Source organism: Halobacillus sp. ACCC02827 (genome assembly GCF_030291935.1).
GTDB lineage: Bacteria > Bacillota > Bacilli > Bacillales > Halobacillaceae > Halobacillus.
Genome location: NZ_CP128168.1, coordinates 2006581 through 2025165, shown reverse-complemented (window position 1 = coordinate 2025165; position 18585 = coordinate 2006581). Strand labels below are relative to the sequence as shown.

Below are 18585 nucleotides of genomic sequence, written 5' to 3'. Positions count from 1 at the left end.
AATCAGAACAGCAGACCATAGAATGAGATAGTGGGCAGTTCATTTGATCAATTATGGTTCCGCTTGGAGGTTTGAATGGTATGATGCATAGCTCGAAGTTAGTGGATCGTTTACCGGTCTATTTATTTTCTATTTTTCAAAAGAAGAAGCAGGCGCTTCAGGCGCAGGGGATAGACGTGATTGATCTTGGAATAGGGGCTCCGGACCTGCCGACGCCTCCATTCATCATCGACCGGTTGGTGGATGAAGTCCATCAACCGGCGAATCACAAATATTCTCCATACAGCGGCTGCGAAGAGTTTAGACAAGCGGTCGCTGATTTCTATGAGAAACGCTATGATGTTCAATTGGATCCGGAAACGGAAGTGCTTGCCCTGATTGGTTCCAAGGAAGGGTTGGCCCATATGCTGGAAGCCGTCATCGACCCGGGAGACGGTGTCCTTATGCCGGATCCCGGGTATCCTGTTTATCAATCCGCCATTCACTTGGCTCATGGTGTAGGGATTAAATACCGGCTGTATGAGGAGAGCGGGTACAAGCCCCTTTTTGAAAGGCTCCTTGGTCAGGAGGACCAGCGATTAAAACTGATGCTCATGAACTATCCAAACAACCCTACCGGAGCAACCGTGGAACGGAAAACATTCGAGCAAGCGGTAACCTTTGCGCGTAATAAAGGAATCTTTCTAATTCAAGATGCCGCCTATGACCTGGTTACTTTCGGAAGCTATCGTGCACCAAGCATTCTTCAGGTAGAAGGAGCGAAAGAAGTCGCGGTCGAGTTCGGTTCTCTGTCAAAGAGTTTCAACATGTCGGGGTGGAGGATCGGATATGTCGTAGGTAACGCTCGATTGATCCAGGCGTTGTCGGTAGTAAAGAGCAATAAAGACACTGGTCAGTTCCTCCCGATTCAGAAGGCAGCGGCTACTGCGCTTCAAAGTGATCTATCGGAAGTTATAAAGAACAACTGCATCTATGAAAAACGTTTGGAGATGATGATGGGTGCTTTAGAATCTCTAGATATGAGAGCTTTGAAACCGAAGGGAACGCTGTTTATATGGGCAAAGGTACCGGCGGGAGAAACATCTGCAGAGTTTTGTGAGAAGATGCTCGACAATGCGGGAGTCATTATTACCCCTGGCACGGCTTTCGGCGAAGGTGGAGAAGGGTATGTAAGGATCAGTTTGTCTGTTCCTTTAGATAGGCTGGAACAAGCGGTCATTCGTATGAAGAAAGCGAGGAAGGGGGGATCTGTATGAAAGAAGAAAAAACAATGACAAGCGCAGAGGCCATCGTTGAATGTCTAAACAGGGAGAAAATATCCAAAGTGTTTTGCGTTCCCGGAGAGAGTTACCTTCCTGTGATGGACGCCATAAAGAAGAGGCAGAATATCGAGCTAATCTCTGCGAGACATGAGGGTGGAGCATCCTTCATGGCAGAAGGTTATGCCAAGGCAAGCGGAAAACCCGGGGTGGTTCTGGCTACGAGAGGGGTCGGGGCATCGAACTTAACCATTGGGGTTCACACCGCGTACCAGGATTCTACACCAATGGTCGTTTTGCTTGGTCAGGTACACTCAGGTTTTCGTGGCCGTGAAGGCTTTCAGGAAGTGGATCTTGAGGCTTTTTTGCGTCCGATTTCAAAATGGGTGGCTGAAATACGTGAGCCTCCAAGGACAGCGGAACTTGTACAAAGAGCATTCCGGATTGCAAGGACAGGAAGGCCGGGGCCTGTGGTGCTTTCTCTGCCGGAAGATGTATTAAAGCAGACGTCCTCCATGGTATTTCAAAAAGCCCCTGTAAAGATTCCGAAACCGAAGCTCTCGGACAGTCAAATCCAAGACATCCTCGATCTGCTGAAGGGGGCAGACCGGCCGGTTATCATTGCCGGTGGTGGAATCGTTGCATCAGGGGCCGAAGCTTCATTAAGAACATTTGCGGAGAAAAATGATATTCCGGTGCTGGCTGCATTTCGGAGGCACGATGTGTATCCAAACGACTCCATTCACTATGTCGGCCACTTAGGTTTAGGGCTGGACCGCGGTGTCAAAGAAACCGTCCAACGTGCGGATGTGATTCTTGCGGTCGGCACGAGACTTTCCGAAGTGACCACCCAGGATTATTCCTTAATTCAGCCGTGGCAGAAACTCATACACATCGATATATCCTATGATACTCTCGGAACAAGTTTTGCGCCGGATGTCGGTTGTGTAGCGGATGCAAAGGAATCATTACATTCGTTAAATGCTCTCTCTCTTAATAGAACGTGGGAGGAATGGAGGAAGGAACGAAGGTTGGTTTATGAAAGAACGCTTACGTCGAGAGACGAAACGCTGAATGGTCAAATAATCGGTCATCTGCAAGCAACGGTTCCGGAAGATACGATTATAACCAATGATGCAGGGAACTTTGCCGGGTGGCTTCACTCCTTTTTTCAATTCAGGAAGGATCGGACTTATATCGGCCCTACTTCAGGAGCAATGGGATATGGTCTGCCGGCAGCGATTGGAGCAAAGCTTGCTTCCTCTACAAAGAAAGTGGTATCCCTGTCCGGTGACGGTGGATTTATGATGACGATGCAGGAGTTGGAAACAGCGGTAAGGTATCACATCCCTGTCATCAGTATCGTATTTAACAACCGCATGTACGGTACTATTCGGATGCATCAGGAAATGCATTATCCAGGTGAAGTCATCGGTACAGAACTGGGACAAGTTCCATTCCATGAATGGGCAAACAAAGTTGGAGCAAAAGGGTTTTATGTCAAAACGGCTTCCCGATTCCGTGAAGTATTGGAAGAAGCCCTGCAGATAGATGGACCGGTCCTCATTGAAATTGAAGAGGACCGCGAGCGGATATCGGTAGGAGCAACGATCGACCAAATTAGAGAGCGTCATATGGAGGAGGAATAGTATGAGTCATATTCAAACGGAAACACTGCGTAACTTTATAGGTGGTAAATGGGAGGAAATCAAGTCAGGAGCCGCGGTGCCGGTTGTCAATCCAGCTACATCCGAAACGATCGTTCATGTTCCGTTGTCGACGCGCAAGGAAGTCTCCGATGCGGTGAAGGCTGCAAAGAAGGCTCAAAGAAAATGGGCACTAGTACCCGCACCACAGCGTGCAGAAATTCTATACAAAGTCGGTCAGAGGATGAAAGAAGAAAAGGAACGCCTTTCTCAATTATTAACGATGGAAAACGGAAAGGTGATTGAGGAAGCCCGCGGTGAAGTGCAGGAAGGAATTGATATGGCGTTTTACATGGCCGGTGAAGGAAGACGACTTTTCGGTCAAACAACACCATCTGAGTTAAAGGATAAATTCGCAATGAGTGTCCGCGCGCCCGTCGGTGTTGTCGGCATCATCACCCCCTGGAATTTCCCTATTGCCATTGCTACATGGAAATCATTTCCGGCAATTGTAGCTGGAAATGCAGTCGTTTGGAAACCTGCGACGGAAACACCGATTATGGCTTTCGAACTGGCAAGGATCTTTGAGGATTGCGGACTTCCGGAAGGCGTACTTAACGTCGTCTTCGGCTCTGGTTCGACAGTGGGAGAAGCCATGATCGAAGCAGAGGACATCCGCGTCATCTCTTTCACAGGGTCCAACCAGGTCGGGCGCACCATTGCAGGGAAATGCGGGGAGCGTCTGAAGAAAGTATCACTTGAAATGGGTGGAAAGAACGCGGTTATTGTCATGGATGACGCAGACTTGGACCTTGCCGTAGAAGGGATCTTGTGGAGCGCCTACGGAACAAGCGGCCAACGATGCACGGCGTGCAGCCGTGTGATGGTACATGAGAAGGTGAAAAATGAGCTGGAAGAGCGCCTTCAGAAAGCAATTGCCAGGCTTTCCATCGGCAACGGCTTGGATGAATCGATCAAAGTAGGACCGATTATTAACCGGTCCGGCCTCGAAAAAATAAAAGGCTATGTTGATGTTGGGAAAGCGGAGGGAGCCAAGCTGCTTACGGGCGGCTATATTATGGAAAACGGCAGCCATAAAAAAGGCAATTACTTTGCCCCCACCCTGTTCACAGATGTCACAAAAGACATGCGTATAGCCAAAGAAGAAATTTTCGGACCGGTCGTTTCGCTTATTCCTGTCCAGAGTTTTGAAGAAGCCGTTGATATCAACAACAGTGTAGAATATGGTCTCTCCAGTTCCATTTTTACAAAGGATGTCAACAAAGTCTTTACGGCTCAAAGAGATTTAGATACAGGAATTGTTTACGTAAACGCCGGAACGACAGGAGCTGAAATCCATCTTCCTTTTGGAGGTACGAAGGGGACAGGCAACGGTCATCGAGACTCCGGGGTTGCTGCGTTGGATGTATTTACAGAGTGGAAAGCTGTATATGTCGATTTCAGCGGAAAGCTCCAAAGGGCCCAAATCGACGTGGATTAAGATCAATATATAAAAGGGGATGGGACAATGAGAGTAGCTGTTCTAGGGTCTGGTTTAATGGGAAAAGAAGCAGCGCGTGATTTAGTGCACAGTCCCGGCGTGAAGAAGGTCGGGCTTGCAGATATCGACCTTAAAAGAGCAGAAGCGGTCTGTAAATCGCTGAGCAGCGGTAAAATCAGTGCTCATGTCGTCGATGCCGGGAATACGAACGAGCTAGCGGCCTTTCTCAAGGACTATGACGTCGTCATCAATGCTTTGTTCTATTCTTTTAATGAAATAGTAGCGAGGACAGCAATCGATGTTGGTGTTCATTCGGTGGACCTTGGAGGGCATATCGGGCACATAACCGATAAAGTGCTCGAACTTGATGAACGGGCTAAGGAGGAGGGTGTGACTATTATACCGGATCTAGGTGTAGCTCCGGGGATGATAAATATTCTCTCCGGATTCGGTGCTGGAAAGCTCAATCACCTGTCTTCGATCCGGCTGTTCGTAGGAGGGATACCGGTTCGTCCAGAACCCCCGCTTGAATATAATCATGTCTTCTCCATGGAAGGTCTGCTCGATCATTATTCGGATCCTTCTACAATCATTCGTGGTGGAAAACTTACGGAGGTGGAATCCCTTACAGAAGTGGAAAAAATCTATTTCGCAAAGTTCGGGCCGCTGGAAGCTTTCCATACGTCGGGCGGGACTTCGACGCTGTTGAAATCCTACCCGAATATAGAGACGCTCGAGTACAAAACGATCCGCTACCCGGGCCATGCTGAAAAAATGAAGCTGCTCGTAGATTTGAACTTAACCGGAGCCGACAATACAGTCGAAATAGGCGGAACACTGATAAAGACGAGAGAGGTCTTACTAAAGTCCATTGACCCAATAGTCGACTTGAAAGATAAAGAGGATGCTGTGCTCCTGCGCGTGAGCGTTGGTGGAAAGAGGGCAGGCGTCGAGAAGACATACGAGTACGAGATGGTGACGTATAAAGACCCGGAAACAAAGGTGACAGCAATGGCCCGTGCGACGGCTAATACGATATCTGTTGTCGCACAAATGATCGGAAGCGGTGCCATATCCAAGCGAGGTGTATGTCCGCCGGAGTCCATCGTTCCAGGTGCGTTGTATATCGAGGAAATGGCGAAGCGCGGAGTCATGATTAATGAGGACCTAAAGTAAGAAGGAATAGGGCGGCAGAGACCGCCCTTTCCTGTTTTAAGAAAACCTTCACACTAACTTTACAGTCACTGTAGATGGAAGGGTAGGATTTCAAGTAGAGGATATGGAATGTTATTATAGGCCTAATAAAATTCTGTAAAAATGCGGAGGTGGTTTGTTGTACTTGGAAGAAATAAATAATCTAACGTTTCACAGCCAGCTTTCTTTGAAGCAGGTAGAAGATCGATTGTTGATCACCGCGCAGTTTCCAAAAAATTACCTCAGACAGATTGAAATGAGGGACCCGTTCCTCTATGTGACTCTTTATGTAAGGGGAGGAGAGCGGATCAAAATCATTGACGAGGATAGTGCTAAACTTTATATCCCTTTAAAGAAAGAGATTCATCCGGATGTTTACCGCCGTATCATCGCCTTTGCCAAGATGCATGCGCGACAATTCAAAAACCAGGGAAACCGCCTTTGAGCTGAGTTTCTCTGGTTTTTATAGTTTATTTATTCTTCCATTTTGAGTTTTGTTCCATCTTCGAAGGTCACTTCCATGGAGAATTCCTTATAATCTGTGGAAATCGCAAACATCTCAAGCACAGCATTTTTATAGAAGGATTCGTCCAATTCTTTAGATAAGATAAGGCTTTCAAGAACGCCATCGAGTTCCCTCCATGCCTCTTCCCCTTTCCAGTTGATCAGGTTCCGGTCGTCTCTATAGGCTGCAGACTGTTGATTGCCGGAATGGAATCGAATGCGCACGACCTTATTATTTGGATAAATGACTCCTATATGGATTTGTTCCACGTGTTGGGGAGAGGAAGAAAGGGACTGTTTCAGGACCCTATCTTCCTTTTTTGCTGTTTCCGGGCTGGACATCCATCCACTTAAAAGTAGAAAGCCTGTCAATAGGCAAATGAAAACGACTTTCATTCTTCCTGCCGCCTTCCTTTATCGGATTTGATCTTAGTTTATGCTGAAAAATCATTGACTAAACGTCGCAGTAAAAGTTTTATTCCTTTGTAACTGGGGAAACTACGTGTCATGGATTCGGAGGTGCAGTCATGAAAAAAACAACAACTAAGGCCATCCTTGCTGTATTAGTCGTCTTCGTCCCTATTATTCTGATAGGTGTGGGAAATGATTGGTTCGGTCCAAAAGAGGAGCGAATTGTCGCATTGGGAGATTCATTGACCTATGGAATTGGAGATGACAGCGGACAAGGGTACGTGGAAAACCTTAAACAGTGGTTTGAAACGAATGGAGAAGATGTGAAAGTAGATAATTACGGAATTCCTGATCAGCAGACGGACGGGATGCTAACCCAGATGAATGATCCGGAAGTTCTGAAGTCATTGCAGAAGGCAGACTATATCCTGTTATTCATTGGAACCAATGACTTGATTGAAAGTAACGGGGGAGACTTGTCAGAAATCAATAAGGAGGCAATCGCTGCGGGTAAAAAGGATTATGTAAAGAATTTAAAATCAATCTTGAAAACGGTGAGGGGTTCGAACGGAGATGCTCCCATCCTCTTTCTCGGTCTTTATAACCCTTACCCGAATAATGGAAAAATAGATGAAATTATTAAGGAATGGAATAGCACGAGCAAGGGTCTGATCGATTCTTATACAGGTATCACGTTTGTAGAAACCAATGATCTTTTTGAAGAAAAAACGACACGTATTTTCAGTGACGAACTTCATCTGAATGAAAAAGGGTACGAACGATTGACGAAACGGATTATCCAGGCATATGATTTTGATGAATAAAAACTCGGGCACAAGGTTCAGTATACGAACCATTGCCCGAGTTTTAGTCCTGTAAACGCAAAGAACAAGCCGCCTGCGTAGCTGAAGGTAAGATACACGTAGAATGTTATCCGCTTCTCCTGCGCAAGTAATTTAACAGCCTCAAACTTAAAGGTGGAAAAGGTTGTAAAGGCGCCCATCAATCCTGTTCCGGCGAATAACAATACCAACGGGGGCGTATCCCTGCCTATTAAGAATCCCAACAGGAAGGAACCCAGGAGGTTCACTGTGTACGTTCCCCATGGGAAGTCCCCATTCATCCACCCTTTCATACGCTCGCTTGCCTCATACCGAAGGATGGCACCGAGGAAACCTCCCGCACCCACTAAGAAAATTTTTAAGAAAATCAAGATGCGACCCTCCTTCTTCCGAGTTCGAAACCGAATTTAGATAATAGAAGCCCCCCGGCAAGGCTGATGATAATATAAGTAATGGAAAGAATAGACGCGCCTGTTCCGTAAAGAGCCAGTGCATCTGTCGTCAAAGTCGAGAAAGTCGTATAAGATCCGACTAATCCTGTACCAATTGCGCTCTTCCATTCTCTTGAAATATCATGCTTCTCTAAAAAGCCTATCGTCAGGACGGGCAGCAGGAAGCTGCCGGTCAAATTGGCAAAAAGCGTGGCGTACGGGAAACCTGTAACCGGCCCCATCAAAAACAACCCGACGAGGTAACGCAGGACAGCCCCGATAAAACCACCCATACCGACATAAAGGTATACCATCTTACAAAACACCTGCCTATCTATATGACATTATAATTACTTTCGAAGTTATTTGAAAGGAATGCTTTTTTTACGGGAAGATAAGCCTTATAATTTAAGGGAAGGAACAGATGAAAGAGGGTTACCAATGATTCTGAAGATTTTAAAAAACATGGATTTTTCCATCCTATTCGCAGTTCTGGCCCTTTCCGCTTTCGGTACAGTGATGGTGTACAGCGCGAGTATGGTCAGTAGTGTGATGGTGTACGATGTAACCCCTGATTTTTTCTTTAAAAGGCAGGTGGTTTCGTGGATACTAGGCTTGTTCGCTTTGTTCCTCGGAATTGTCCTTCCTTACAGGAATTACAGGAAGTTGTTCAAACTACTGCTTTTATTGACCATCGTGCTTCTGCTGCTTGTATTTGCCATCGGGCATACTTCCAATAACGCCCAATCCTGGCTGCCGATCCCGTTTTTGGGGCGCTTTCAGCCTGCGGAGCTGGCCAAGATGACATTGATTATCTACCTTGCAGCTATTTACACGAAGAAAAAAGATTACATTGAAGATTTTGCACGCGGATTGCTGCCGCCTATCATCATGACCATGCTCATCATCGGTATGATATTTAAACAGCCTGACTTAGGGACAGCCGTTATTGCGCTTGCTGTATCCGGACTAGTTATTATGTCAAGCGGCCTGAAGCGGTCCCACCTTATATTCCTGTTGACACTTGCTAGTGTAACAGCCGTCTGTTTGTATATGTTCGGACTTAGTGAAGAGCAGATGTCGCGCTTTGAGGGAGCCTATCAGCCCTTTCAAAACGCTGATGATTCCGGCTATCAACTGATCAATTCCTACCTTGCAATACATAATGGCGGTTTGATTGGTACGGGTCTCGGAGCAGGTGTCCAGAAGCTCGGTTATCTGCCGGAAGCACACACGGATTTCATCATGGCTGTTGTGGCAGAAGAACTTGGCATTATTGGAGTAACTGTGGTACTCGGATTGATTGCCTTGATTGTACTCAGGGGACTTTTCATTAGTATGAAGAGCCATGATATGTTCGGGCGTTTATTGGCAATAGGGATATCGGGTCTGATAGGAATACAAACAGCTGTAAACCTCGGAGGGTTGACGGGAATGATTCCGCTCACTGGAGTTCCACTTCCTTTTGTGAGTTACGGTGGAACGTCATTATTGATGATGATGTTTTCTGTCGGAATCCTGATCAATATTCACGCTGTATCGAAAGTAAAGAAAAACCAGGAAGACAAAATAGCCGCATAACGGAAAACGCCGGCCCTCAAAGGGACGGCGTTTTTTTATTCGTGTCTCGGAATGATATGAATCATATCCGTATCGGATGTTTTCTTATCGTTCGTAAAAACAAGACGTGTTTTTAGTTCATATGTCAGAGCCGGATTGGAGCAGTCGATGTTATCTGGTATCTCAAAGCTGAATGGATACTCTTCACGGGTCCCTGATTCCATCGTGCGGGCCATTAAAATGGTTGTGACGGCTTGGATCCATACGGGGTTTTCCCCGGGCTCTTTCTTCATCAGATCACATTCAAGCCGTTTCACAGTTTGTGTACTAATTCCTCCCCGGAAATGGAATGCACCGGTTACCGTATCCCCAGGGTGAAAATTCGTTTTCGATAACACAAGATCAACATTTGGGGATCCAACTCCAACCAGGTTCAGTAGTTTCGCAATCATAGGTAAGACCTCCGAACAAAAGTGATAGCTGCTCAAAATTATAATTCCCGACGGAGAAATAAAGGTCCATCGCCATTCCTGTGAAAAAGAGGCAGATCCATCACGAACAGCTCCCACTGAGCCTTCGCCTCGCTGCACAAAAATCAATGATCTTTCTTTTTCTAAAGACTGTAGCCATATATTACCTAACGCTTCACTCCTCGTCAACATTTTTTCGAAATTTCTTTATTCTTTTCTCTAAGGGTGTGGTATGGTTGATTTTATCAGGAGGGATGGAGATGGAATTTCCCATTTTGGAGACAGAAAGATTGTCACTTACTAATGTATCAAGAAAGCATTCTGCTGCATATTTAGACATCATGTCCAGAGAAGAAGTGACCAAATATTATGGGATGGATGCATTGAAAACTCTAGAGCAGGCGAGAGAAATCATCCGGTCTTTCCAATCCACTTGGAAGGAAAAGCGGGGAATCCGCTGGGGCCTTACAGTGAAGAACGAGTCAAGATTTATAGGTACAGTTGGTCTCAACAATTGGAATCCAAGAGCCATGAGGGCGGAGATCGGTTATGAGATTCATCCTGACTTTTGGCGTCTCGGATTGGGATCTGAAGCAGTAAAAGAGATTATCCGTTTTTCCTTTCTTGAGCTGAAGATACGTAGGCTCGGGGCTGTCACTTTTCCTGATAATATTCCTTCCAACCGTATGTTGGAGAAGTTCGGATTTAAGAAAGAAGGGACGCTGCGGAACTATTTAGTCCGTGAAGATCAGAGTCACGACGCTTTCATTCACTCGCTATTAAGTGAGGAATACGATCTGTCTTCGTAGTGTTGGAGAGGACGGTATTCTTCATGAGAGGAAAGAAACTTTACAAGATTGGAACGATACGATATCATGTAAATCGTAATCGTTACTAAAAAACATCCTCGAGGGTGTTTTTTTAACGTTTTTTAAATCGTAATCATTACTTTTTAGGGAGAGATACAGGATGGCTAAAAAATCGAAGATTGCCAAGGAAAGAAAACGTCAGGAATTAGTCGCGAAGTATGCGAGCTTGAGAAGAGAACTAAAGGAAAGGGGTGACTATGAGGCCCTTCGTAAACTGCCGAGGGATTCTTCTCCTACAAGGTTGACTGGAAGGTGTGCAGTCACAGGAAGGCCCCGCGGATATATGCGAAAATTCAAAATGTCACGTATCACGTTTAGAGATTATGCCCATAAAGGCCAGATTCCCGGCGTGAAGAAATCAAGCTGGTAATCTCAAAACAGAGGAATAAGAGGTGAAAATGATGTTTGAGTGGGTGATTATTGGGGGAGGGGTACACGGTTGCAGCGTTGCCACAAGGCTTTTAATTCAGGAGAAAACGCGAAAGGAAGATGTAGTAATTATCGACCCGCATGATCATCCAATGGAAAAATGGAAAACATTAACTTCTAAAGTGGGGATGAAATATCTTCGGTCCTCTTCCGTTCATCATCTTCATCCCGATCCTTACAGCTTGAGAAAATACAAGAAGCAGAAGGAATATACGAAAGGGTTTGTCGGTCGATATGACCGTCCGATGCTTAAAATGTTTAATAATCACTGTGAAGATATGTTTCATGCTGTTGATCTTAAGTCGTGTTGGAAAAAAGGGAAAGTAAGAGGTCTCTGGAAGCTGAACGATGTTTGGAAGATCCAGCTTGACGACGGGGAAGAGATGATAGCTGAAAATGTCGTTCTTGCTGTTGGTGCGACGGAGTATCCATCTATACCTGCCTGGGCGGAGGGGTTGAAAAGAAAGCCTGTCCACGTCTTTTCCCACGATACGTTTCAAAAGGAAGGGGAAGTGGCGGTGATTGGTGGTGGAATGTCAGCCGTTCATTTGGCGGCATCGCTTGCTGAGACTTCAGAGAAGCCGGTCCATCTTATCAAACGTCACCCGTTCAGAATCAAGGACTTTGACAGTGATCCTGGATGGTTAGGTCCAAAATATTTAAATAAATTTAATGAAACCACCTGCTATATAAAGCGAAGAGATATGATCCGTCATGCCCGTAATAAAGGGTCGATAACAAGGGATCTTCACATAAAGGCTGACAGGTTGGAAAAAAAGAAGATGCTGACTGTTCACACAGGTGAAATAGAGAAAGTAGAGGATAAAGGGATGGAAATCCAGCTGTCCTTGGACTGTTGTACGATCGAAGTGAACGAATGCATTTTTGCTACTGGATCAGAGCAGAAGCTTCCTCTCTGGTTAAAAGAGACCATATGCCAAGCCGACCTGCCTTGTGCCCCGTGTGGGTTTCCAATACCCGATAAAAATCTGGCGTGGGCATCGGGCCTTTTTGTCACAGGTCCGTTAGCTGAGCTTGAAATTGGTCCAGCTGCAAGGAATATTGCAGGTGCAAGAAAAGTGGCAGAGCGCATCTCTGTTTTATAAGAAAGGAAAAGGATGAATGAGAGTACCTGTTACGGTATTAAGCGGATTCTTAGGTTCGGGTAAAACTACAGTTTTAAACCATATTCTGCATAATAAAGAAGGGGTCAAAGCAGCCGTTATCGTGAATGATATGAGTGAAGTGAATATAGATGCTTCTTTGATTAAACACGGGGCGTTTAAGCGCACGCAGGAAAAATTGGTGGAACTTCAAAATGGGTGCATCTGCTGCACATTAAGAGAAGATCTTATTATAGAAGTGGAAAAATTAACTAAATTGGATATTGATTATATTATCATTGAATCGACAGGAATTTCCGAACCTATCCCCGTCGCACAGACATTCACTTATAAAGATGAGGAAACTGGAATTGATTTGAATTCTATCTGCAGACTGGATACGATGGTCACAGTTGTTGATGCCTATCGCTTCTGGCATGATTATCAATCTGGCGAGTCACTGATAGACAGAGGGGAAGGGTCAGGTCAGGAGGATGAGCGGGAAGTAATCGATTTACTAATAGACCAAGTCGAGTTTGCCAACGTAATCGTCGTCAATAAAGTGGATCTTGTTAGGGATGAAGACAGGGAGTATCTTTCTGCCGTGTTGCGTCGATTGAACCCGGATGCCAAAATTGTCGAAACATCCTTTGGGAAACTGGATGTAAAAGAAGTGTGGGGTACTTATTCATTTGATTGGGAGCAGGCCAGTCAGTCTGCAGGCTGGATCAAAGAATTGAATGAAGTACACGTGCCGGAAACGGAGGAATACGGAATCGCATCGTTTCTTTATAAAAGGAAAAGACCCTTCCATCCGGAAAGGTTCCATCAATGGCTCGAGAAATGGCCGGATACAGTCATCCGTTCTAAAGGTTTTTTCTGGCTTGCTTCCAGGAATGAAGCCATTGGTCTGCTTTCCCAGGCCGGCCCGTCCTTATCCATCCAGAAGGCAGGTTCCTGGATAGCGTCCTACCCCGCAGAGGAGCAGTCTGCTTTGTTGGAAGAAGATCCGGCTCTCTATGATGAGTGGGACAATATGCATGGGGATCGATTGACGGAGCTGGTATTCATTGGTGCAAATATGGACAAGGAAACCATTCAAAAGGAACTGGATGGATGTCTGCTGAGTGAGGAAGAGATGCAGATGGATTGGAGGTCCTTTCCAGATACTCTTCCTTCCTACCAATAGCACAGAAAATGGGCATTCTTTTTGGACCATTCACATGCTTAATTCATTCCGTGTTCAGAAAGCTTCTGAAGTTGATTTCTTAATTATCCACTTTCTTCTTTTTGAGGCGTAGTCTTCATATGACTTCGGATCAATGCAGCGGTCTGTAAGATTGCTTCTGGAGAAGGGCGCCCGAATGGACCTGTCTGTTTCTGCTGGTACATAAGCGTCCCGCCTTTATTGAAAAGAAAGTATGCTGGTTCGCCATGCGCGCCGTGATCTTCATAGGGGGCTCCTGTCTTATGAATGTAGACACCGAAAGCGTCGAGAACGGAAAAGAATTCATCGGATAGAACAGGGAATGTCAGGTTCTCTTTTTCCTTCATTCTTTTCAATTTATTCAAAGGCTCTGCGCTTATGGCAGTTACTTGTATATCGTTCTTATGAAGCTCTGCATGGTACACTTCCAGTTCCTTAAGGGTTTCTATACACACAGGGCACCAGGACCCGCGAAAGAAAACAATGAGATGCCACGATTCTTCATAGTGTTTCCGCTGTGTTTCAAAAAGAAAATTACTTCCATCTACAGAGGGAAGGTAGAAATTTGGAGCAGGATCTCCAAGGGTGATATCAGCCATATGGTGACCTCCTTTATGATTCATTGCATCTCTTACCAAACGTATGCGGCTCCTTGTTCAGTGGTTCTTAAAATAATGGATCATCCATAAGCATAACCAATTGGGGTTAATATCAAACCATCTTCCAACTGGACAATCTCCATCTATATCTTATAGAATCATTCTATTAATCCAAGGTATAGATGAAGGTGGAGGGTATATGAAGAAAAGGTGGAAATATATTGGTATTAGTCTTCTTGTCTTAGCTGCAGCTGGAGTAGCAGCTTTTCTGATTTGGACACAGCAGACATATAAAGCATCTCCGGAATTGGAAGAAAGGACGGAAATTCCGTCCCGTATAGATGGGTGGATCACTTACATTCCGCAAGGTGCCGTCAAAGGAGGAATCGTCCTTTATCCAGGAGCGAAAGTAGAGCCGGAAGCATACAGCTATATTGCCGAAAATTTAGCAGATGATGGATATGTAACAGGAATTCCTGAAGTCACCCTTAATCTTGCCATGTTGGACAGCGATAAAGCAGAACAATTGATCGATGACTATCCGAATGTTAAGCACTGGTATGTTGGCGGTCATTCCCTTGGAGGGGTCGCAGCTGCATCTTTTGCCTCCAGGAATATGAATGAGGTCGACGGGTTAATTTTACTGGCCTCCTACCCTGCCGGAGATGATTTGTCCGGAACTGACTTTCCCATCCTTTCGATATACGGGGAGAAGGATGGACTGACGACGCTTGATAAGGTCGAAGAGACAAAAAAGCTGCTTTCCAATCAGACGACTTGGAAGGAAATACCTGGTGGTAATCACGGTCAGTTTGGTGTTTACGGTCCTCAAAAAGGAGATAAGGAAGCTGAAATAACCGTATGGGAGCAGCAGGACATCATTATAAACGATATGACGGACTGGATACAGGACATGGAAGAGTAAGCAAATGCATGTCCCAACCAGGCAATATAACACTAAAGAAAATCCGAACAGACCTGAATTGGTCGTTCGGATTTTCTTTAGGAGTGGGAATGATCATTTACCTATATGAGGATCGATCCCATAAGGATGGCCGTCATGAGGAGCGGAAACATCCAATCTTTCTTACGGATAGTCATGGGTCTGTAAAAGGTACGATTCCAACTACCTGTAAACCCTTTGGATTCCATTGCGACAGCCGTACGTTCTGCCTTTCGGATGGCTCCTGCTAGTAGAGGTATGAGATAACGCTGGTATTGCATCCATCTTCCTTGCAGGCTGGAAGCGTATTCGATGCCCCGGATCCGGTGGGCTGCACGGATTTGTTGGAATTCGTCCTTCATCATGGGAAGAAAGCGGTAGCCTGCCAAAATGCCATAGGCGAGTTTTGGTGGCAGCCGAAGCTGCTGCATCAAGCTTAATAAAAACTCCACCATATTTGTCGTAAAGACAAACAATAAGGAAAGCGATGCAAATGCGATGATGCGGAAGGATAAAGATAATGCCATCAGCCAATCTTCTTTTGGGACGACCCATCCGAACAAGGAAACCGTTTCCTTAGCATCTGCAGGAACGTCCGCGAATGCGATGGTTGTCCATAACATCCCAAAGGAGAAGATGGAAAATATCATTAAATAGATCACATACAACTTCTTATTTACATTTCCGAACAAAAAAGTGACGGCAATTGTTGCAGCAGAGAAAACCGCCGGGGTGACAGGATCGTATCGTAAAGCCAGCACGAAGACAACGGCGAGGATCGTCAATGCTTTCACTGTCGGGTTAACGTTATGAAAAGACATGAGTCCGCTCCTTTGCGTCCCTTGAGGATGTCAGTTGCAGCCTCGGGGGTGTTTCCAAATGGTAATCTTCCAATGATTCTATTTCCCATAGTTCTTCCGTAGGTCCGTCCCATTGAATACCGCCTTCCTGGATAACGATTGTCCTTGTTGCAAAACGGTCGACAAGCTCCATGTCATGAGTGATCATGATGATGGAGGTGCCCTGGTCGTGTTTTTCTTTCAGGATCTGCATAAGACTTTCGGTAGAACCAGCATCCTGACCGAATGTCGGCTCGTCCAGAATAAGTAGATTGACATCCAAAACGAGCATGGTGGCGACACTGAGTCTCCGTTTCTGTCCTTGACTCAAAAGGAATGGATGAGAATGTTCCAAGCCTTCCAATTGACAGAGTCGAAGCGTCTTCCGGACTATTTCCTTCGTCTCTTGTTCATCCATTTCTCGCTCTTTCAAACTGTAGGACACTTCCTCAAATACAGAATCTGTTATGAATTGGTGTTCGGGATTTTGAAAAACATAACCGATTTCGCGGCGAAGAAGCTTCTCTTTCCAGCGTGTGATCGATCTTCCTTGGAAAGCAACATCTCCGTTGGACGGCTTTATAATACCCGCTAAAAGCTTGGAAAGACTGCTTTTTCCACTTCCGTTCGCTCCAACGACGGCCACCCATTCCTCAGGATGGATATCCAAATGGATATTATGAAGGACTTCTTTCCATGCCACGTTATTTGCTGACAATAGCGTTCCCTCAGTCGCCGGCTTTTTTATTTCGGGAGCTGGTAAAGGAATTGGCAGCGATACATACTCACCTATGCTCAGCGGTAGCTTTCCCTTCCATCCAAGAGCCATGGCAGTGCGGGCAGAGTAGGGGAGCCAGACGCCTTCTTTCATCAAGGTAGGCCCATAGGTTTTCAAATTTTCCAGAAGTGGTCCCTCACTAAACATATGTCCATCTTTCTCAAGGACGATTACGCGTGTAAGAAGAGAAAGCCAGCCTTCCAACCGGTGTTCGATGACTACTAAAGTCAGTTTACGCTTACGCTTTATTTCTGAGAGAATCTCGATGAATTCTCTAGCCGAAACCGGGTCCAGATTCGCTGTTGGTTCATCTAATATCAGCACATCCGGCTCCATTACGAGTGTACAGGCAAGAGCCAGTTTCTGCTTTTGGCCGCCGGAAAGGACGTGGATTTTTTCTTTCTTGTATTGTTCCAGACCAACCCAGGAGAGCGCCTGTTCGATAAGATCCTGCATTTGCGAAGGAGGTACGGCCAAATTCTCAAGACCAAAAGCTACTTCCTCCTCTACTGTAAGCATACAAAACTGCGTTTCAGGATCCTGAAATACGACGCCTACTTTTTTTGCTGCTTCTCCCGGTTTATAGGTGCACGCATCTTTTCCTGCTATCTTGACGGTACCGGTCATGGTGCCGTCAAGTTCTTCAGGGTAAAGCCCCGTCAGGCAATGCACCAGGGAACTTTTTCCCGAGCCACTTGGACCAAGTACCAAAACGCTGTCTCCTTGTGCGACATTTAAATTTATATCCTTAAGTACCGGCTGCGGGTGTTGGTCATAAGTCAACGATAAATGGTCAACTTCAAAAATCATTTTCATTATGCCGCCCGCTTCCTACGACGTTCTTTACCCAGAGCAAATCCTGACAGCACTCCTGTTTTGGCAAGGGCATCGGCAATTGCTTTTCCTGCCAGCCCGGAGATGAGAGCTCCACTTAGAAGTCTAATGATGAACATAGCTGCTACGTAATCCGTACTTAAGGCGCTGTACCCCAGGCGGAAATATTCCCAGAAAAAGCTGAACACGGCAGCCATCATACCGGAGAGCATAAGTGTAAGGAGTTGGTAACTCTTATAACGGGTGATGGCGAAGGCGGTCTCTGCCCCAAGTCCTTGAATGACGCCTGTCAAAATGAGCATCGGTCCGGACGCATTCCCGAGCAGCATTTCCACAGTGGCGGCAATGGTTTCCGATAAGAATGCAGCGCCTGGTTTCCTTAGTATGTAGGCGGCGATAATGGAGACAATGAACCATATTCCATATATGAAGTCATATCCAATCGGACCCATTAATCCGGACAGAACTTTGCCTACAGGTAGAAAAGCTAAGTAAACAACAGCGAATACGACGGCAAGAACAGACATGACGACGATTTCTTTTAATTTCCAGTTCTTCATTCCTCCTCCTCCTTTTTAGATGGGCTGTTTGCAGAAATGCTCACAGTCATCACGGTGTGGGAGGATCCACCGGCTTCTGTTTCCTTAAACACGTTTTCCAAACCGTGAAAGATGTCGTGGATATCCCCCTCCAGCCTGGTGGAATAGTGGGCAGGTGTTACAGAAATGCCTTGTTCTCTCATCCTTTCAATCTTTTCGTAAATCGTTTCCATATACTTACCTCCACCTAAAGGGTATAGAGAAAACTTAGCTGCCACCGCCTGTTTGACAGCTGCTGTATTCCTGTTCATCACGTTAGATGTTTCATCCAGGTACACATCACCAGTAGAATCGCCAGGGCAGCCGATGGAAAACGTCCCCTGAAATGCGGCATGAACCCCTGTGACGGCGGTATGGTGAAAGACGGCTTTGGCTACGTCAAAGACGTGTTCCAAACGTCCGCGAACCGTCGTCGTAACATGATCCGTTTTCATCCATACTTTGGATGTGTCGGTCTGTTGAAGGCTTGTCATGATCATATCCTGAAAGTCATTACACATAGGATGGACAGAAAAAGAGCAGCCGGCAATTTTTGAATTTCCACATACTTGAGTCATATAATTTCCT

21 protein-coding genes are annotated in these 18585 nt (G+C 45.8%); 12 read left to right on the top strand and 9 right to left on the bottom strand.

The annotated features are described in order from the left end of the window. Positions 1–80 precede the first annotated feature (80 nt). The 5 genes from QRD89_RS10825 (at position 81) to QRD89_RS10805 (ending at position 6045) form a co-directional block, all read left to right on the top strand. Positions 81–1256: an aminotransferase class I/II-fold pyridoxal phosphate-dependent enzyme gene (locus QRD89_RS10825; protein ID WP_286095247.1), complete on the top strand. Its 1176-nt coding sequence runs from the start codon at positions 81–83 to the stop codon at positions 1254–1256. Beyond that, positions 1253–2908: a thiamine pyrophosphate-dependent enzyme gene (locus QRD89_RS10820; RefSeq protein WP_286095246.1), complete on the top strand. Its 1656-nt coding sequence runs from the start codon at positions 1253–1255 to the stop codon at positions 2906–2908. The genes QRD89_RS10825 and QRD89_RS10820 overlap by 4 nt, the downstream gene beginning before the upstream one ends. Position 2909: 1 nt before the next feature. After that, entirely contained in the window at positions 2910–4406 is a 1497-nt protein-coding gene (locus tag QRD89_RS10815; RefSeq protein WP_286095245.1) for an aldehyde dehydrogenase family protein, read from the top strand. 27 nt (positions 4407–4433) lie between these two features. After that, positions 4434–5582 carry a saccharopine dehydrogenase family protein gene (locus QRD89_RS10810; RefSeq protein WP_286095244.1) on the top strand — a complete coding sequence of 383 codons (1149 nt, stop codon included), beginning with the start codon at positions 4434–4436 and terminating at the stop codon, positions 5580–5582. A gap of 163 nt (positions 5583–5745) precedes the next feature. After that, positions 5746–6045: a hypothetical protein gene (locus tag QRD89_RS10805; RefSeq protein ID WP_008639745.1), complete on the top strand. Its 300-nt coding sequence runs from the start codon at positions 5746–5748 to the stop codon at positions 6043–6045. A 29-nt stretch (positions 6046–6074) separates the two neighbouring features. Here QRD89_RS10805 and QRD89_RS10800 read toward each other — a convergent pair whose 3' ends face one another. Further along, on the bottom strand, positions 6075–6500 hold the full coding sequence (locus tag QRD89_RS10800) for a YusW family protein (protein WP_286095243.1): 426 nt from the start codon (positions 6498–6500) through the stop codon (positions 6075–6077). 131 nt (positions 6501–6631) lie between these two features. On the opposite strand from QRD89_RS10800, the gene QRD89_RS10795 reads away from it, so the two are divergent. After that, positions 6632–7339, top strand: a complete 708-nt coding sequence (locus QRD89_RS10795) for a GDSL-type esterase/lipase family protein (protein WP_286095242.1) — start codon at positions 6632–6634, stop codon at positions 7337–7339. Positions 7340–7356: 17 nt separating this feature from the next. Here the strand turns inward: QRD89_RS10795 and QRD89_RS10790 are convergent, their stop codons facing one another. Next, positions 7357–7728: a fluoride efflux transporter FluC gene (locus QRD89_RS10790; protein WP_286095241.1), complete on the bottom strand. Its 372-nt coding sequence runs from the start codon at positions 7726–7728 to the stop codon at positions 7357–7359. Next, positions 7725–8102 (bottom strand): fluoride efflux transporter FluC, encoded by a 378-nt coding sequence (locus QRD89_RS10785; protein WP_008639752.1) that lies wholly within the window; start codon positions 8100–8102, stop codon positions 7725–7727. The genes QRD89_RS10790 and QRD89_RS10785 overlap by 4 nt, the downstream gene beginning before the upstream one ends. Positions 8103–8229: 127 nt before the next feature. Here QRD89_RS10785 and QRD89_RS10780 point away from each other — a divergent pair, with 127 nt between their 5' ends. Continuing rightward, complete coding sequence (locus QRD89_RS10780; protein WP_286095240.1) at positions 8230–9369, top strand: FtsW/RodA/SpoVE family cell cycle protein; 1140 nt, start codon at positions 8230–8232, stop codon at positions 9367–9369. A 35-nt stretch (positions 9370–9404) separates the two neighbouring features. On the opposite strand, the gene QRD89_RS10775 is transcribed toward QRD89_RS10780, so the two are convergent. Then, complete coding sequence (locus QRD89_RS10775; protein ID WP_008639755.1) at positions 9405–9800, bottom strand: sporulation protein; 396 nt, start codon at positions 9798–9800, stop codon at positions 9405–9407. Between the two features lie 278 nt (positions 9801–10078). Here QRD89_RS10775 and QRD89_RS10770 point away from each other — a divergent pair, with 278 nt between their 5' ends. The 4 genes from QRD89_RS10770 (at position 10079) to QRD89_RS10755 (ending at position 13408) form a co-directional block, all read left to right on the top strand. Next, positions 10079–10627, top strand: coding sequence for a GNAT family N-acetyltransferase (locus QRD89_RS10770; protein ID WP_286095239.1), 549 nt, complete (start codon positions 10079–10081; stop codon positions 10625–10627). 160 nt (positions 10628–10787) lie between these two features. After that, positions 10788–11057 carry a 30S ribosomal protein S14 gene (gene rpsN / locus QRD89_RS10765; protein ID WP_008639759.1) on the top strand — a complete coding sequence of 90 codons (270 nt, stop codon included), beginning with the start codon at positions 10788–10790 and terminating at the stop codon, positions 11055–11057. 28 nt (positions 11058–11085) lie between these two features. Then, the gene (locus tag QRD89_RS10760; RefSeq protein WP_286095238.1) at positions 11086–12222 is read left to right on the top strand and encodes an FAD/NAD(P)-binding protein; all 1137 of its coding nucleotides are present in this window, start codon (positions 11086–11088) and stop codon (positions 12220–12222) included. A 16-nt stretch (positions 12223–12238) separates the two neighbouring features. Continuing rightward, a complete protein-coding gene (locus QRD89_RS10755; RefSeq protein WP_286095237.1) occupies positions 12239–13408 on the top strand; it encodes a GTP-binding protein in 1170 nt (389 codons plus the stop codon). 83 nt (positions 13409–13491) lie between these two features. On the opposite strand, the gene QRD89_RS10750 is transcribed toward QRD89_RS10755, so the two are convergent. After that, complete coding sequence (locus QRD89_RS10750; protein WP_286095235.1) at positions 13492–14025, bottom strand: peroxiredoxin family protein; 534 nt, start codon at positions 14023–14025, stop codon at positions 13492–13494. Between the two features lie 199 nt (positions 14026–14224). Between QRD89_RS10750 and QRD89_RS10745 the strand changes: the two genes are divergently transcribed. Next, entirely contained in the window at positions 14225–14950 is a 726-nt protein-coding gene (locus QRD89_RS10745; protein ID WP_286095234.1) for an alpha/beta family hydrolase, read from the top strand. Between the two features lie 101 nt (positions 14951–15051). Here QRD89_RS10745 and QRD89_RS10740 read toward each other — a convergent pair whose 3' ends face one another. The 4 genes from QRD89_RS10740 to QRD89_RS10725 are packed head-to-tail and all read right to left on the bottom strand — an operon-like array spanning position 15052 to position 18575. Beyond that, positions 15052–15789 carry an energy-coupling factor transporter transmembrane component T family protein gene (locus QRD89_RS10740; RefSeq protein ID WP_286095233.1) on the bottom strand — a complete coding sequence of 246 codons (738 nt, stop codon included), beginning with the start codon at positions 15787–15789 and terminating at the stop codon, positions 15052–15054. Further along, positions 15776–17401, bottom strand: coding sequence for an ABC transporter ATP-binding protein (locus QRD89_RS10735; RefSeq protein WP_286095232.1), 1626 nt, complete (start codon positions 17399–17401; stop codon positions 15776–15778). Before QRD89_RS10735 ends, QRD89_RS10740 begins: the two co-directional genes overlap by 14 nt. Then, positions 17401–17979, bottom strand: a complete 579-nt coding sequence (locus QRD89_RS10730; protein WP_008639777.1) for an ECF transporter S component — start codon at positions 17977–17979, stop codon at positions 17401–17403. Before QRD89_RS10730 ends, QRD89_RS10735 begins: the two co-directional genes overlap by 1 nt. Next, positions 17976–18575 (bottom strand): YkoF family thiamine/hydroxymethylpyrimidine-binding protein, encoded by a 600-nt coding sequence (locus tag QRD89_RS10725; RefSeq protein ID WP_008639779.1) that lies wholly within the window; start codon positions 18573–18575, stop codon positions 17976–17978. Before QRD89_RS10725 ends, QRD89_RS10730 begins: the two co-directional genes overlap by 4 nt. Positions 18576–18585: the final 10 nt, after the last annotated feature.

Coding starts and splice junctions, on each gene's coding strand:
- QRD89_RS10770 (WP_286095239.1), top strand. CDS start 10,079: ATGGAATTTCCCATTTTGGAGACAGAAAGATTGTCACTTACTAATGTA.
- QRD89_RS10755 (WP_286095237.1), top strand. CDS start 12,239: ATGAGAGTACCTGTTACGGTATTAAGCGGATTCTTAGGTTCGGGTAAA.
- rpsN (WP_008639759.1), top strand. CDS start 10,788: ATGGCTAAAAAATCGAAGATTGCCAAGGAAAGAAAACGTCAGGAATTA.
- QRD89_RS10775 (WP_008639755.1), bottom strand. CDS start 9,800: ATGATTGCGAAACTACTGAACCTGGTTGGAGTTGGATCCCCAAATGTT.
- QRD89_RS10740 (WP_286095233.1), bottom strand. CDS start 15,789: ATGTCTTTTCATAACGTTAACCCGACAGTGAAAGCATTGACGATCCTC.
- QRD89_RS10760 (WP_286095238.1), top strand. CDS start 11,086: ATGATGTTTGAGTGGGTGATTATTGGGGGAGGGGTACACGGTTGCAGC.
- QRD89_RS10800 (WP_286095243.1), bottom strand. CDS start 6,500: ATGAAAGTCGTTTTCATTTGCCTATTGACAGGCTTTCTACTTTTAAGT.
- QRD89_RS10785 (WP_008639752.1), bottom strand. CDS start 8,102: ATGGTATACCTTTATGTCGGTATGGGTGGTTTTATCGGGGCTGTCCTG.
- QRD89_RS10750 (WP_286095235.1), bottom strand. CDS start 14,025: ATGGCTGATATCACCCTTGGAGATCCTGCTCCAAATTTCTACCTTCCC.
- QRD89_RS10810 (WP_286095244.1), top strand. CDS start 4,434: ATGAGAGTAGCTGTTCTAGGGTCTGGTTTAATGGGAAAAGAAGCAGCG.
- QRD89_RS10745 (WP_286095234.1), top strand. CDS start 14,225: ATGAAGAAAAGGTGGAAATATATTGGTATTAGTCTTCTTGTCTTAGCT.
- QRD89_RS10815 (WP_286095245.1), top strand. CDS start 2,910: ATGAGTCATATTCAAACGGAAACACTGCGTAACTTTATAGGTGGTAAA.
- QRD89_RS10825 (WP_286095247.1), top strand. CDS start 81: ATGATGCATAGCTCGAAGTTAGTGGATCGTTTACCGGTCTATTTATTT.
- QRD89_RS10735 (WP_286095232.1), bottom strand. CDS start 17,401: ATGAAAATGATTTTTGAAGTTGACCATTTATCGTTGACTTATGACCAA.
- QRD89_RS10725 (WP_008639779.1), bottom strand. CDS start 18,575: ATGACTCAAGTATGTGGAAATTCAAAAATTGCCGGCTGCTCTTTTTCT.
- QRD89_RS10795 (WP_286095242.1), top strand. CDS start 6,632: ATGAAAAAAACAACAACTAAGGCCATCCTTGCTGTATTAGTCGTCTTC.
- QRD89_RS10730 (WP_008639777.1), bottom strand. CDS start 17,979: ATGAAGAACTGGAAATTAAAAGAAATCGTCGTCATGTCTGTTCTTGCC.
- QRD89_RS10780 (WP_286095240.1), top strand. CDS start 8,230: ATGATTCTGAAGATTTTAAAAAACATGGATTTTTCCATCCTATTCGCA.
- QRD89_RS10820 (WP_286095246.1), top strand. CDS start 1,253: ATGAAAGAAGAAAAAACAATGACAAGCGCAGAGGCCATCGTTGAATGT.